The following is a 14,216-nucleotide window of genomic DNA, read 5'->3' on the forward strand; positions in this document are numbered from 1 at the left end:
TCGCGATGAGTGCAGTCGAGCCGTCCGTCACCGCGCAGCCGGGGCCGCTCGCCACCGGGCCGCGCGATCCGCATGATCGTGCCGGACGCCGGCTGCGCTCGCTGGACCTGTTGCGCGGCGTCACGGTGGCGGGGATGATCACCGTCAACGCCACCGCCGGGGTGCAGTCGCTCGACAAGCCGGTGTTCGCGACGCTGCTCCACGCCGATTGGGCGGGTTTCACGCTCGCCGACACGGTCTTCCCCGCTTTTCTGACGATGGTCGGCGTGTCGATCGCGATATCGTCGCGCGGGGATGCGGCAAGCGCCGCCGCGACGCGGCGCGTGCTGGCACGTGCGGCGCGAATGATCCTGATCGGGCTGTTGCTCGGCCATATGTTCTTCCTCGCCGACTTCCACAAACATGGCGTGCGGCTACCCGGCGTGTTGCAGCGGATTGGCATCGTCTTCGCAGTTTGCGCTTTGCTCTATCCGAGGCTCGGCACGCGGGCGCGCGCGATCGCGGCGGCGGCGCTGCTGCTGGGTTATTGGGTGTTGTGCCTGCTTCCCGTTCCGGGCGGCGGCCCGACCGACCTGTGGGTGCCGGGGCATAACTTCGTGTCATGGGTCGACCGGGTGGTGTTCGGCGAATGGCGATATGTGAAAGGCCCGTTCGGTTACGATCCGGAGGGATTGCTCGGCACGCTGCCGTCGGTGGCACAGGCGCTGCTCGGGACGCTGGCCGGCGATTACCTGCGCCGCGGCCTTCCGGTTCAGCGCACGGCGAAGACACTGCTGCTCGCCGGGGTCGCCGGCGTGGCGGCGGGGCTTGCATGGGGCGTGGTCTTCCCGATCGCCAAGAACCTGTGGACCAGCAGCTTCGTCCTGCTCTCGACCGGCCTGACCGTCATCCTGCTCGGGCTGTTCCACGGCTGGTTCGATCGTGACGATCGGCCCGCGCGCAAGGGCGACCTGTTCGGCAGCTTCGGCCGCAATGCGATCGCCGCCTATGTGCTGCACGAGGTCGCCTCGATCATCCTGACCGGCGACGCGATCCAGCTCCCCTTCAAGATATTGGCACCGCTCGTCGGAACGCAGATCGCAGCGCTGGCCCCAGTGGCGCTCTTCGTCGCGATCGTCTGGTATCCAATCGCATACATGGACAAGCGCGGCTGGTATCTACGCGTTTAGCGCCCCGTTAACTGGTCGCGCACTATCCCCCTCGTCGTAAGCCGAGGGGATGTCATGACTTTTCGTAATCTTTCCATTCCCCGAAAGCTTGCGCTCGCCTTCGCCTCGCTGATCGCCACCTTTACTGCGGTCAGCGCGGTCGTGTTCGTGAACGTGACGCGGCTGCACGAGGTGGCAGTGCAGCGCGATCAGGCGAAGCTCGGTTCCGACCATGCCGACGACATGCTCACCGGCGTCGTCGAGGGCCAGAGCGCGATCCGTGGCTATGTTTTGCTCGGCAAGCAGGCGTTCCTCGACACACATGACGAAAACCGCGCCGCGATCGATGCCGCCGCCGCCAGGCTGAAACAGGTCGCCCCGCGTCCGGATCAGGTCCGGCGGGTCGACGAGTTCCTCGAAGAAGTCGCGAAGTGGCAGGCGAAGAAGGTCGCACCGACGCTCGCCGCCTTCGAAAATCCCGCCACGCGTGAAACCGCACGCGAACTGGCGGGCGCCAAACAGCTCGGCGGTATCCGCAAGGTGCATAAGGAGATCCAGGCAGCGCAGACCGAATGGATCGCACGTCAGGACATCGAACAGCGCCACGCCGAACGGATGGTCGAACTTGCCCTCGGGCTGGGCGGATTGTTCGCGATCACGCTGGCGGGGGCGCTCGGCTGGCTGCTGTCGCGCTCGATGGCCAAGCCGGTGGTCGACATGGCCGCGATCATGGTGGAGATGGCGTCGGGCCGCACCGATATCGCGGTCCCCAGCACCGATCGTGGCGACGAGATCGGCAGCATCGCCAAGGCAGTGCTCGTCTTCCGCGATGCCGCCGTCGAGAAGCAGCGCGCAGACCACGAGCGCCAATTGGTCATGGATGACATGGCGGCTGGGCTCCAGCGGCTGGCAAACGCCGATCTCGGCGCACGGCTTTCCGGCTTCCCGCCCGCTTTCGCGCGTCTCGAAACCGACTTCAATCGCGCGATCGAAGCGATGGCACAGGTAATGTCGGCCGTGATGCGCGCCTCGAGCGACATCAAGAGCGGCGCAGCCGACATCCGCGCCGCATCCGACGACCTCTCGCAACGCACCGAGCAGCAAGCGGCCAGCCTTGAGGAAACGGCCGCGGCGATGGAGGAAATCACCAGCACCGTGCAACAAACCGCCAAGGACGCCGCGCAGGCGGACAAGATCGTGGCGGCTGCGCGGCACGAAGCGGCGGTCTCAGGCGACGTCGTGCGGCGCGCGGTCGATGCGATGGGCGGCATCGAGCGTTCGTCGAGCGAGATCAGCGACATCATCAGCGTCATCGACGCGATCGCCTTCCAGACCAATCTGCTGGCGCTCAACGCCGGTGTCGAGGCCGCGCGCGCGGGCGACGCAGGCAAGGGCTTCGCCGTGGTGGCGCAGGAGGTTCGCGCCCTGGCGCAGCGCTCCGCCGATGCGGCGAAGGACGTGAAGGCAAAGATCACCACCTCGTCCGAACAGGTCGATCTGGGCGTCGAGCTGGTCGCGGAGGCCGGCACGGCGTTGCAGACGATCAACGCGCGGATCAGCGACATCAGCGCGTTGATGTCCGCGATCAGCACCGCCGCCGAGCAGCAGGCGGTCGGGCTCCACCAGGTCAACACCGCCGTCTCCGAAATGGACGGCGTGACGCAGCAGAATGCCGCGATGGTCGAGCAAGCGACCGCGGCGGCGCGCAGCCTCGCAAGCGAAGCCGACGAACTGTCTCGGCAGGTATCGCGCTTTGCCGTCGAGGATCCCGGCGCGCGGCGTTCGGGGACGGGGAGCGGCGTTCGGTTAGCTGCCTGAACGATGCCGGTAAACGTCTGGGTACAGACCAGATATGATGGTCACGCTACCATCAGACCAATTTGTGACCAGCGGATGAAATGAAGTCATTTTTCATTGTTAAATCATCTTGGCAGTGACAAACCCGCGTGGCTGAGGTCGGAGGGTCAGCCGTTCACGATCCGCTGAAAAGGCGGACGCGGGCCGATCACTCCGGACGCTTCAGGGAGCGTTAGGGGAATGAAGATGATGACGATGAGAACGATGCTCGCCGGCGGCTGTTGCGCGGCAGCACTGCTGGCGATGCCGTCGATGGCCGCAGCACAGACCGACACGACCCCCGCGACGTCGATCGGCGATCCGGTCGCGTCCGCCAAGCTGGCCGCCGATGTCGGGCGTGACAACGACACCGCCAGCGCGCAGGACGTGGTCGTCACCGGTACGCGCATCGTTCGCCCGAACAATCGTTCCGCCGCGCCGATCGTGACCACCACCGCCTTCGACATCGCCGCGCAGGGCGCGACGACGATCGAGGAAGTCGTCAACCGCTTGCCGCAGGTGCAGGTCAATTCGGAGCAGAACTTCAGCGATTCCGAAGGGCGTCAGCGCATCAAGCTGCGCAGCCTCGGCTATGAGCGGACGCTGATGCTGATCGACGGGCTGCGGATCGGCCTGCCGAACACCGTCGACGTCGGGATCATCCCTAACGCACTCGTCGAGCGGATCGACCTGCTCACCGGCGGCGCATCGTCGGTCTATGGTTCGGACGCGGTCTCTGGTGTCGTCAACTTCATCCTGAAGAAGAACTTCTCCGGCATCCGCATCGATGCGAACTACAGCTTCTTCAACCACGACAATTCCGCTAACGCGGTCACCGAGGCGGCTCGCCGCGCTGGCTTCGCATCGCCGAATGGCCTGACCAACGACGGCGGGCGCAGCGACATCAGCCTCGCGGCCGGCACCAATTTGTTCGACGGCCGCGTCAACTTCAGCAGCTTCATCAACTATCGCCAGTCCAATATCGTGAAGCTGGGCGACCGCTCGACAGCGGTGTGCGAGGTGACGCAATCGGCCAACAATGCGCCGCTCGGCTGCAATCGTGCCAGCTTCACCCCCGCCGGCACGATCATCCCGCAGTCCGGCCCGCGTGCGGGGCAGCAGCTCGTCAACAATCCGAACGGCGACGGCACCTTCATCCCGATCAACAGCGGACCAGCAGGCTCGTCGGCGAACCCCTATGACGATCACGCGTTCCAGCGCCCGTTCGAGCGCGTCAATGTCGGCGGCTTCCTGACGGCCGAGATCACCAGCGATATCGAGCTTTATGCCAACGCGCTGTTCTACCGCGACAAGTCGTACAACACGATCCTGAACCGCACCTTCAACTTCGGCGCATATGGCACCGATCCCTATCAGGTGAATTGCGACAATCCGTTCCTGTCGGCGTCGCAGCGCACCGATCTGTGCGGCGCCAACGCCGGGGTGGCGGGGCAATATGCGCCGATCGACGTGCGCTACCGCTTCGACGGTCTGCCGCTGGTCCGGTCGAAGTTCACCAACGAGGGCTATCGTATCGTCGCGGGCCTGCGCGGGAAGGGGCTCAACGACGTCTGGACCTATGACGTCGCGGCGATGATCTCGCGTGCGCGGCTCGACACGATCGACCAGCCGTTCGCGCAGTTCGCCAACGTCAATCGCTCGCTCGACGTCGTCAACGTCGGCGGCGTGCCGACCTGCCGCTCGGTCGTGAACGGCAGCGACCCGTCGTGCGTCCCGTTCAACGCCTTTGCGCCGTTCAACAAGGACCAGGCGCTCAACAACTATCTGTACGGCGCGGCGTCGGGCGGGATCAGCACGCGCATCCCGCGGCTGTTGCAGATCCTTGCCACCACCAGCGGCGACCTCGGCAAGTACGGCATCACCTCGCCCTTCGCCGAACAGGGCGTCGCGATCGCGCTCGGCGCCGAATATCGTGAGGAGATGGAGCGGACGGTCGTCAACCAGATCTTTATCGACAACAACGGCGGCCAGAACCAGCGCGTCACGCAGAACATCTTCGAGGCCAATGCCGAAATCCAGGCCCCGCTGGTCGAGAATCAGTCGTGGACGCGGTTGCTGCAATTCAACGGCGGCTATCGCGTGTCGAAGTACAACCGGCTCGAGAACCGCTTCAGCACCTGGAAGATCGAGGGCCTTTGGGCGCCGATCGAGGACGTCACCTTCCGCGCATCCTATAACAAGGCGCAGGCGGCGCCGGGCGTTGGCGCAGCCGCCGGGGCAACGAACATCTTCTGGAACCAGGGCTTCTACGCCGATCCCTGCGCCCCGCGCATCGACAGCAGCAATCCCAGCGGCCCGCGTCTCGCGCCGCTCTACAGCGCGGCGCAATGCGCCAACACCGGGCTGCCCGCGAACCTGTACGGCAGCGCGACGCTGATCTGTCCGAACGACGCGTGTACCGTGCGCGAGGGCGGGTTCAACCTGAAGCCGGAAACCGCCTATACCAAGACGTTCGGCGTCGTGCTGCGCCCGCGCTTCATCCCCGGCCTGACGGTGTCGGTCGATCGCTGGCTGATCGACCTTGAGGACCAGCTGACGTTCGTGCAGCCGCAGGACTTCATCAACGAATGCCTGACCACCGGCCTCGAGTATTTCTGCCGCGGCGTCGTCCGCAATCCCGGCACCGGCACTTTGTCCAGCTCGCCCGCGACCAGCCCGGCGACCGGCTGGGTCGCGCGCGGATCGACGAACGGCTACAAGGAGCAATCCTACGGCTGGGACTTCCAGGGCCAGTATAATGTCGGCATGGGCGGCGCCGGGCTGCTCGACGTCAGCTTCAACGGCACGCTGATGACGCGCAATGGCGGGCAGGCGTCGCCGACCGCGGTCCAGCGCAACTGCACCGGCTATTTCAGCAGCGGGTGCGGCGAGAGCATGCCGCGCTGGTCGCACCAGATGCGCGTGACGTGGTTCGCGCCGGAGCGCATCGCCAACGTGTCGGTCAACTGGCGTCACCGCAGCGGGATGCCGACGACCTTCTACGCGCCGGCCAGCACGGGCATTCCGCAGCAGGACGAAAGCCAGCGTCGCGACCAATATCCGGGCATCGCCGCCTATGACTGGATCGATCTCGCGGTCGGCTTCGACATCAGCAAGCGCATGACGTTCCGCATCGCCGCGAACAATCTGTTCGATCGCGATCCGCCGATCGTGCCGGACAGCCGCTCCAAGATCGGGCTGCTGCGCGGCAATACGATCATGGGCTATGATCTGCTCGGACGGCAGATCGTCGCAGGTGTCTCGCTGAGGCTGTAAGCTGTGCCGCCGCCCGTCCCGGTCGGGGCGGGCGGCTCTTACTCAGTTCACGGGATCAGCCGCGCCGCACGCAGCCGCTCGAACAGCGCGAAGAACGCATCGTCGGTCGGCTGGTAGCCGGTGAAGCCGAGCCGCCGGCTCTTTCCCATGTCGGTCACCACCTCGATCGGGCGACCGAGATCCGCGTCGGTGTGCCACGGCGACGCGAGGCGATCGAGATCGGGCTCGGCCAACCCTTCGCGCGCCGCGATCTCGCGCCAGAGCGGAGCATCGTCCGCCATCTGCTGCTCGAGCGGCCGCACGACGCCGTCGAACCCCGCCGGCTCGACCCCGAACCATTCGGCGATCCGCCCCCACATCCACTGCCACCGGAAGACGTCGCCGTTGACGACGTTGAACGCCTGATCGTGCGCAGCCGGCGTCTCGGTCGCCCAGAGCAGATGTGCGGCGAGCTGCCCGGCGTCGGTCATGTCGGTCAGCCCCGACCATTGTGCCGCCGACCCGGGGAACGTGAAGGCGCGACCCGTTTCGCGGCAAAACGTCGCATAGACCGCCAGCGTCGTTCCCATGTTCATCGCATTGCCCACGGCAAGGCCGATCACGGTATGCGGACGATGCACGCTCCACGTGAAGCCGTCGCGCGCCGCCGCGGCGAACAGTTCGTCCTCCTGCGCGTAATAGAAATTCTCGACGTCCAGCCGGCCCTGTTCCTCGCGAAACGGCGTCTGCGGCAGCGTGCCCTTTCCATAGGCTTCGAACGGTCCGAGATAATGCTTTAGGCCCGTGACGAGCGCGACATGCCGCGGCCCTTCCGAACGGGGCAGGGCGTCGAGCAGGTTGCGCACAATCGTGCCGTTGACGCGGATGTTCTCCGCCTCGCTGTCCTGCCGCGCCCAGGTCGTGATGAAAACCGCATCCGGGTTCACGTCGCGCAGCGCCGCCACGGTCGCTTCCGCGTCCTGCAGATCCGCCACCACTGGGAGCACGCCATCCTGCGCGACCGGACGCCGCGCGAGCCCGTGCACCGTCCACCCGCGCTCCACCAGCAGCGCCGCCGTCGCCGCGCCGACGATCCCGCTCGCCCCAACCACCAATGCCGTCTTCGCCATAAATGCTCCTTTGCGCTCAATAGCTAGGCACCGGCCAGCCGGGCTTCTAGACGGCACCATCCACGCCCCCAGGCACACAAAGGTAACCAGATGCAGCCCGGCTCACACGATCAGGAATGGCGAGAGGATTGCGCGCCGCGCCGCGTGCTGGAACTGTTCGCCACCAAATGGACCAGCATGGTGCTCCACACGCTCCATGCCCGCCACGATGGCGCGGCGCGCACCGGCGTCCTTCAACGCAGCCTGCCGGGCATCTCCAAGAAGATGCTGACGCAGACTGTGCGCGACATGGCGGAAAGCGGACTCCTCAGCCGGCATGTGCAAAGCGTCATGCCGCCGATGGTCGAATATCGCCTGACCCCGCTGGGCCGGCGTTTCGTCGAGCCGATCGAGCTGCTCTACGCATGGGGGCGCGACAATGCCGACGCGCTCGACGCGCTGCGCCCGCGTGCGAGTTCCCGTCGCAGCTAGCCCTGTTCGGCGCGGTCGAGCCATTCCGCCAACGACAGCGTGTCGCTGGCGGCGGTTTCGGCGCACATGCTGTGCCGCATCAGTTCCAGCGCCCATTGCTGATGCTCGGGCTGCTCGCTCGCCACGGTGTCTTCGGGCACCCACAGGTCATAGTCGCGCATATGCGCATCGGCGGCGGTGAACAGCACGCAGATGTCGGCGGCGATCCCCGTCAGGATCAATCGACGGACGCCCAGTTGCGGCAACAGCACCGGCAAGTTGGTGGCGTAGAAGCCCGAGAACTGCGGCTTCACGATGAGATAATCGTCGTCGCGCGGACGCAGCAGCTCGATCAATGGCTTGCCGCGGCTCGCATCCGTGCGGCAGTGATCGACGATCGCGCCGCGCTCGGAAAGCCAATGGCCGAAATTGTCGTTGACGTAGATCACCGGGACGCCCGCCGCTTCGGCGGCGTCGCGCAACGCGCGGATCCGCTCCGCCGCCGCGATCGCCGCTGGTGCGAGTTGCTCACCCCCATCGAACGCCAGATCGTTGATCATGTCGATGATCAGCAGCGCCGAGGCGCCAGCGGAGGGTGTCTGCGCATCAGCCATGGCGAACTTCCTTTTGGTAAGGCCGTGCACCGGAGCCATGGCGAACCCGGTCGTCGCTGTCGTTGATCGACATAAACGCGGCCTAGAGGAGCTCCTTCAACGACTTGCCGGTATTGGCAAGGTCGGCTGGGTCGACCTTCGCGCCCGCGACGACCAGCGCGCGACCCTGTACATAGTCCTTCACGGCATTGACCGCATCGACCGCGATCACCCGCCCGCCGCGCAGGTAGATCACCGAGAATGATCGCGCGGCAGGTTCGCCGCGCACCACGGCTTCGTCGAACCCGGCAGACAGGCCGACGGTCTGAAGCTTCAAATCATATTGGTTCGACCAGAACCAGGGCATCGCCTCATAGCGCGCCTCGCGCCCGACGATCGTCCGGGCGGCGATCACCGCCTGGTCGTTGGCATTCTGCACCGATTCCAGCCGGATGGTCGCGCCATCGGCGAAGGCGTTGGCGTGAGCGGCGATATCGCCGATCGCGAAGACATGCGGCAGGGTGGTGCGACATTGCGCATCCACCAACACCCCGTCACCGGCCGATGCGCCGGCGGCGACCAACGGCTCGATCGCTGGGACGATGCCGATCCCGACGATGACGATATCGGCGGGGAGCAACTCGCCATCGGCGAGCCGTACGCCATCGACCTTGTCGCTGCCCTCGACACACACCACCCGCGCGTTCAGCAGGACACGCACGCCGCGCGCGCGATGCTCCGCCTCGAAGAAGCGCGACAGCGGCTCGCCCGCCACGCGCGCCAACACCCGGTCGAGCGTCTCGACCAAGGTCACCGGCTTGCCGAGCTTGGTCAACGCCGCCGCTGCCTCCAGCCCGATATAGCCGCCGCCGAGCACCACGACCTGTCGTGCCCCGGGCAATTCGGCGAGCAGCCGGTCGACATCGCCACGGGTGCGAATCGCATGGACACCGCGCAACGCATGACCGTCGCACGTCAGCCGCCGCGGCGCGCCGCCGGTCGCCCAGATCAGCTCGCCATAGCCGATCGCCCGGCCGCTGTCGGTTCGCAACACCCGCTCAGCGGCATCGACGGCGATCACCGCTTCCGCAAGCAGGATATCGACCTCGCGTTCCGTCCAGAATGTTGCCGGACGGATCAGCAGCCGTTCGAAAGGCTTGTCGCTGGCCAGATACTCCTTCGACAGCGGCGGGCGCTCGTACGGAAGCTCCGGCTCCGCGGCGAGGATCGCGACCGTGCCGGCGAACTTTTCCTGGCGCAAGGCGATCGCGGCCTGCGCGCCGGCATGGCCGCCACCGACGATCACGACATCGTAGCGCGCTTCGGTCACCGCCGCGCCTGGCGCTGTGAATGGCACACGTCAATCATGCCGACGTCCTAGGCGAAGCCGCGCGCAATGTTGATGCCCAAATCGCCTCAATAGATATCGCGGCGATAGCGTCCCTCTTCCAGCATCTGCTCGAGCACATCCTCGCCCAGAATGACCGCGAGCGCGGCATGGACGCCGGGTGCCATGCCCGCGATGCTGCCGCAGACGTAGATTGCCGCACCCGCAGCCACCGCGGAGGCGATGCGCTCCGCTTCGGCCGCCACCGCATCCTGTACGTAGCGCGGCCCGTCACGGTCGCGTGACCAGGCAGCGAACGTGTCCGCCAGCACTCCCTGATTGGTGAGCACCGCTCGCGCCTCGGCGTGAAGATCGTCGCACGCTGCGTTTCGCTCACCGAAGAACAGCCACGACGTCGCCCCACCGTCCACCTTGCGCTGCCGCAGATGCCCCAGCAGACCGGCCAATCCGGTGCCGTTGCCGATCAGGATCAGCGGGGTCGAAGCGTCGGCCGGCGCATGGAAGGCGGGGTTGCTGCGGATGCGCGCTCGCACCACACCGTTCAACGCTGCCCCCTCGGTCAACCACCCGGAGCCGAGCCCCGCGAAGCTGTCCGCCGCCTGACAGGCTCGAACGATCAACTCCACGCGACCGTCACCCGGCACCGACGCGATCGAGTAGTCGCGATGCGGAAGCGGCTTGAGCCCTTTCAGGTCGAACGGCTCGTCACATGCCGCCGGTAGCAGCCGCGTCATCAGCGTGGCCCGCAGCGCTTCTGTCTCGACAAGATCGTGCGTCCGCATGAACGCATCGACCCGCGCCGCGCTTTGCTGCGGCAACACCTCCAAAATGTCGCCCGCCTGCCATGTCGCAGAACCGTCGACCGGCTCCAGCGCGACGTGCCACGCCGAACCTCCGACGCTGCCGGGATTGAGCAGCCGGCGTTCGACCAGCCGCCAATCGGTCATCGGCGCGGGTGCCCAATCCGGCTGATCGGTCCGCGCGCCCAGCCCGGCGAGCTGCTGCTGCCATTGCCGCTGCGCGTCGACGTCCTCGCCATTTGCCTCGACTGCGTCGAACAGTCGCGCCGCGCCGGCGCCGTGCAGCCAGCGATCGACGCGGTGACCGAATGCGCAATAGTCGCGATATTCGCGATCGCCGAGCGCCAGCACGGCGTAGGAGAGATGCGTCAGGTCGGGCGCGGCCCCGCCCATCGTCCGTGCAAAGCTGCGCGCGGCATCGGGTGGCTCTCCTTCGCCATAGGTGCTCGCCACCACAAACAGCCGCTCGGCGCGTGCGAGCCGCGCCGCGTCAAGCGCCGCGATCGGCAGCGCGGCGGCATTGGGCAACGCTTGAGCGGTAAGCCGCGCGATCCGCTCGGCCGTGCCGGTCTGACTGGCGTAGGCGACCAGCGTCCCCGCCGCATCCGCGGTCGTCGTCACCGGAGCGACCTGCGCCAGCGCGCGCTTGCGCCGCCGTCGCCCGAAATAGAGCAGGAAGCCGGTGATCGTGAACAGCGGCATCGTCAGGCTTGTCAGCATCATCACGACCCGACCGGGTATGCCGAAATAGGCACCGCGGTGGATCTCGAGAACGCTGGCGACGATGTCCTCGCCAACCGCGCGATCCGCATAGCGCGCGTCCGAGACGACCTTCCCACTCACGCTGTCGATCGTAAGGTCGTCCGACACGCGATCATGCCGCGCGCCGGGCAAGGTGGCGCGAAACTGTACCGCGGCGGCGTCGCGATTGCTGGCGGTGATGCTGTCATAGCGTCGTCCGTCGGTGACGCGCGCAAACGTCTCCCATGCGCGCGACCAATCCACGGGTGCCCCCTTGCCGGGACGCCCCCGCGCTTCGTGCGGCCGTTCGACCGCCAGCAGATGCTGCACCCCGCTGCGATACCAGCCATATGACCACCACAGGCCCGTCCCGGCGCTGATGAGGTAGAACAGCAGTACCCACCCGCCGATCACCGCATGCAGCGCGCGGTACAGGTTGCGCCCGGTCATGCGCAGGTCGAGCACCAGCCAGTTGCGCCAGTCGAGCGGTCGCCGTGGCCAGCGAAGGTACAGGCCGGAAAGCGCGAAATAGATCAGCGACAATGCCGCGAAGCCGGTGATTTGGCGGCCCCAGCCGTTGCCATGCCCCGGCAACGCCAGCCAGCGATGCAGATCCTCGACGACACCGTAGAAGCCCTCTCCACGCGGCTCGCCAAGCAATACGCCGGTCGCGGGATCGAGGAAGGTGCGTCGCCGCTCCTTCGAGCCCTTCAAGGTGAAGGTGACCGCCGCCGCCCGGCGCGGGTCACGCTCCACCACCAGGCGCGTGATGCGTGCACCGGGGCGCTGCGCCTCGAACCGCGCGATCAGCGCCGGGGCGGGTAGGGGAGCGCCCGCCACGCGCGAAACCGTCACGACGCCAGGATTGAGCGCCGCGATGATCTCCGGCTCGAAGCTCATCAACCCGCCGGTCACCCCCATCACCGCCAGCACGAGGCCAGCGGTGATCCCGAGGAACCAGTGAAGTTGAAACAGAACCGCGCGCGTCATAAACCAGCACTTCCCCCGCTAGTGCGAATAAGTCGCGTTAACGGGCGGGCGCTAGCAGGTCAATCATGCTCGTCATGGCGCTACGATATCGGCGCTGCTCGACGGCTGGTCAGGCGGGACGTCGACCGATGTAGCGGGTGACATTGTCCGCCAGCACGTTCAGCGGCACGTTCCCGCCGTCGACCACCGCCTGATCGAAGTCGCGAAGGTCATAGCGCGCACCCAGCGCCTTCTGCGCCCGCGTTCGCTGCGCGACGATCTCGGCCCGGCCGACCTCATAGCCACATGCCTGACCCGGCCATGCGCAGTAACGATCGACCTCGCTCTCGGCGTTGCTGCGCGGCAACCCGGTCGCGGCGATGAACTCCGCCAGCGCCTTGTCGCGCGACCAACCGATCGCATGGATACCGGTGTCGACGATCAGCCGCACCGCGCGCCATGCCAGCCCCATCAGATAGCCGAGCCGCCCCGCCGGATCGCCCTCGTACATCCCCAGTTCGTCAGCGAGTTGTTCGGCGTAGAGCGCCCAGCCTTCCGAATAGGCGTTGAACGCCAGGATCGAGCGGATCAACGGCAGCCGCTGCGCATATTCGCCCTGCCAGACATGGCCGGGGATGCCCTCGTGATAGACGAGGTCGGGGATCGTAACGCGATTGTGGATCGAGGGATCGCCGAGGTTGATCCACACCTTGCCCGGCTCGCGCCCGTCGATCGTACCGGGGCCGCCATAAGCTGCCGGTGCGCCCGGTTCCTGTGCCAGTGGCATCCGGCGGATCTCCAGATGGCCGCGCGCCAGCCGCCGGAACGCCTGCGGCAACTTCGGTCGGATCGCGTCGATCCGCCCCTGCATATAGGCGATGATCTGCCGGCGACCTTCGTCACCGTCCGGGAAGCCGATGCCGGGCCGCTGCTGATAGGCGATCGTGCGTTCAGCGACGGTGCCTTGCGTCAGACCCTCCTTGCGCAGGATCACGTCCATTTGCGCCTGCAACTCGGTCAGCCGCGCACGTCCCATCGCGTGCAGGTCCGCTGCGCTGCGCCGGGTCGTGGTGCCGGCGCGCAACCCCCAGGCGTACCATTGCTCGCCATGCGGGCGCGCGTTCATCCCCGGCGCGGCGGTCGCCACCGCGCGCTGCGCTCGGATTTCGGCCAATTGCCGATCCAGCGCCGGGACGATCGCCCCGCGGACGATCGCGACTGCGCGCGTGGTCCAGTCGCCGGGTATCGCCGCGCTCTTCCGCCCAAGCGGCCCGATCAATGGACCATCCTCGTTCGCCGCCTCCGCCAAGGTCCGCGTCATTCCGGCGATCGTCTTGTCGAGGAGGAAAGACGGCGGCACCACGCCCAGCGCGCGGGTCTCGCGGATGCGCACCGTCTCGCCATCCAGCTGCGCCGGCATCGCCGCAAGCCGCGCCAGATACGCCTCGGCGTCCGCCGTGTTACGGACCGGCTGGTCGCCATCCAGCATCTGCGGCACGTCGAGCCACGCGCCGACATTTTGAATGACGCCATAGGGCGTGTTCCGCCAGTCGCCGATCGTCGCCACGCCATAAGGCAGCGCCATGCCGTCGAGCGCGGTGCGGAACGCACTCTCGATCACCGCAATGCTGGTTGCGGTCGACGCATCGACGCCGGTGCGTGGCAGCTTCGCCAGATCGGCCAGCGCATCGGTCAAAAACCGTCGTCGCGCCGCGACACCCGCAGGCGAACGATCCTCGAGCCGACGCCGCAACCCGGCATGTGCGCCTTCATCGACGCCCAGCGTCGTCGCGCGCTCCGGCTGGAGGTCCAGCAATCCCCAAGCGACCCGGTCCAGGAATGCCTGTGCGGTTTCGGTGGGCGTCGCCGCGCCGGCAGCGCCGGCGGCGGTAACGGCGGTCAGGCCGATCAGGGTGTCACGGCGGGAAACGAGCTGGTTCATGCGC

9 protein-coding genes are annotated in these 14,216 nt (G+C 66.9%); 4 read left to right on the forward strand and 5 right to left on the reverse strand.

Annotation, left to right across the window (positions count from 1 at the left end; translation table 11 throughout):
* The first annotated feature begins 5 nt into the window (after nt 1–5).
* The 3 genes from QP166_RS07290 (at nt 6) to QP166_RS07300 (ending at nt 6,260) form a co-directional block, all read left to right on the forward strand.
* Entirely contained in the window at nt 6–1,169 is a 1,164-nt protein-coding gene (locus QP166_RS07290; RefSeq protein ID WP_333915320.1) for an acyltransferase family protein, read from the forward strand.
* Between the two features lie 54 nt (nt 1,170–1,223).
* Nucleotides 1,224–2,966 (forward strand): methyl-accepting chemotaxis protein, encoded by a 1,743-nt coding sequence (locus QP166_RS07295; RefSeq protein ID WP_333915321.1) that lies wholly within the window; start codon nt 1,224–1,226, stop codon nt 2,964–2,966.
* 225 nt (nt 2,967–3,191) lie between these two features.
* Complete coding sequence (locus QP166_RS07300) at nt 3,192–6,260, forward strand: TonB-dependent receptor domain-containing protein (RefSeq protein WP_333915322.1); 3,069 nt, start codon at nt 3,192–3,194, stop codon at nt 6,258–6,260.
* 47 nt (nt 6,261–6,307) lie between these two features.
* On the opposite strand, the gene QP166_RS07305 is transcribed toward QP166_RS07300, so the two are convergent.
* Nucleotides 6,308–7,369 (reverse strand): SDR family oxidoreductase, encoded by a 1,062-nt coding sequence (locus QP166_RS07305; RefSeq protein WP_333915323.1) that lies wholly within the window; start codon nt 7,367–7,369, stop codon nt 6,308–6,310.
* A gap of 90 nt (nt 7,370–7,459) precedes the next feature.
* Here QP166_RS07305 and QP166_RS07310 point away from each other — a divergent pair, with 90 nt between their 5' ends.
* A complete protein-coding gene (locus QP166_RS07310) occupies nt 7,460–7,840 on the forward strand; it encodes a winged helix-turn-helix transcriptional regulator (RefSeq protein ID WP_333915324.1) in 381 nt (126 codons plus the stop codon).
* Here the strand turns inward: QP166_RS07310 and QP166_RS07315 are convergent.
* From QP166_RS07315 to QP166_RS07330, 4 genes are all read right to left on the reverse strand, one after another.
* Nucleotides 7,837–8,433, reverse strand: a complete 597-nt coding sequence (locus QP166_RS07315; protein WP_333915325.1) for an isochorismatase family cysteine hydrolase — start codon at nt 8,431–8,433, stop codon at nt 7,837–7,839. The genes QP166_RS07310 and QP166_RS07315 overlap by 4 nt on opposite strands.
* 82 nt (nt 8,434–8,515) lie before the next feature.
* Nucleotides 8,516–9,742, reverse strand: coding sequence for an NAD(P)/FAD-dependent oxidoreductase (locus QP166_RS07320; RefSeq protein WP_333915326.1), 1,227 nt, complete (start codon nt 9,740–9,742; stop codon nt 8,516–8,518).
* Nucleotides 9,743–9,828: 86 nt separating this feature from the next.
* Nucleotides 9,829–12,291, reverse strand: a complete 2,463-nt coding sequence (locus QP166_RS07325; protein ID WP_333915327.1) for a sulfite reductase flavoprotein subunit alpha — start codon at nt 12,289–12,291, stop codon at nt 9,829–9,831.
* 109 nt (nt 12,292–12,400) lie between these two features.
* Nucleotides 12,401–14,212, reverse strand: coding sequence for a DUF885 domain-containing protein (locus tag QP166_RS07330; RefSeq protein ID WP_333915328.1), 1,812 nt, complete (start codon nt 14,210–14,212; stop codon nt 12,401–12,403).
* Nucleotides 14,213–14,216: the final 4 nt, after the last annotated feature.

Origin of the sequence: Sphingomonas sp. LR60, assembly GCF_036855935.1 — a bacterium.
Taxonomy (GTDB): Bacteria; Pseudomonadota; Alphaproteobacteria; order Sphingomonadales; family Sphingomonadaceae; genus Sphingomonas.

Bases quoted from the DNA above. Each gene is read 5' to 3' on its own strand.
- QP166_RS07330 (WP_333915328.1), bottom strand. From the start codon at position 14,212: ATGAACCAGCTCGTTTCCCGCCGTGACACCCTGATCGGCCTGACCGCC.
- QP166_RS07295 (WP_333915321.1), top strand. From the start codon at position 1,224: ATGACTTTTCGTAATCTTTCCATTCCCCGAAAGCTTGCGCTCGCCTTC.
- QP166_RS07290 (WP_333915320.1), top strand. From the start codon at position 6: ATGAGTGCAGTCGAGCCGTCCGTCACCGCGCAGCCGGGGCCGCTCGCC.
- QP166_RS07315 (WP_333915325.1), bottom strand. From the start codon at position 8,433: ATGGCTGATGCGCAGACACCCTCCGCTGGCGCCTCGGCGCTGCTGATC.
- QP166_RS07300 (WP_333915322.1), top strand. From the start codon at position 3,192: ATGATGACGATGAGAACGATGCTCGCCGGCGGCTGTTGCGCGGCAGCA.
- QP166_RS07325 (WP_333915327.1), bottom strand. From the start codon at position 12,291: ATGACGCGCGCGGTTCTGTTTCAACTTCACTGGTTCCTCGGGATCACC.
- QP166_RS07305 (WP_333915323.1), bottom strand. From the start codon at position 7,369: ATGGCGAAGACGGCATTGGTGGTTGGGGCGAGCGGGATCGTCGGCGCG.
- QP166_RS07310 (WP_333915324.1), top strand. From the start codon at position 7,460: ATGCAGCCCGGCTCACACGATCAGGAATGGCGAGAGGATTGCGCGCCG.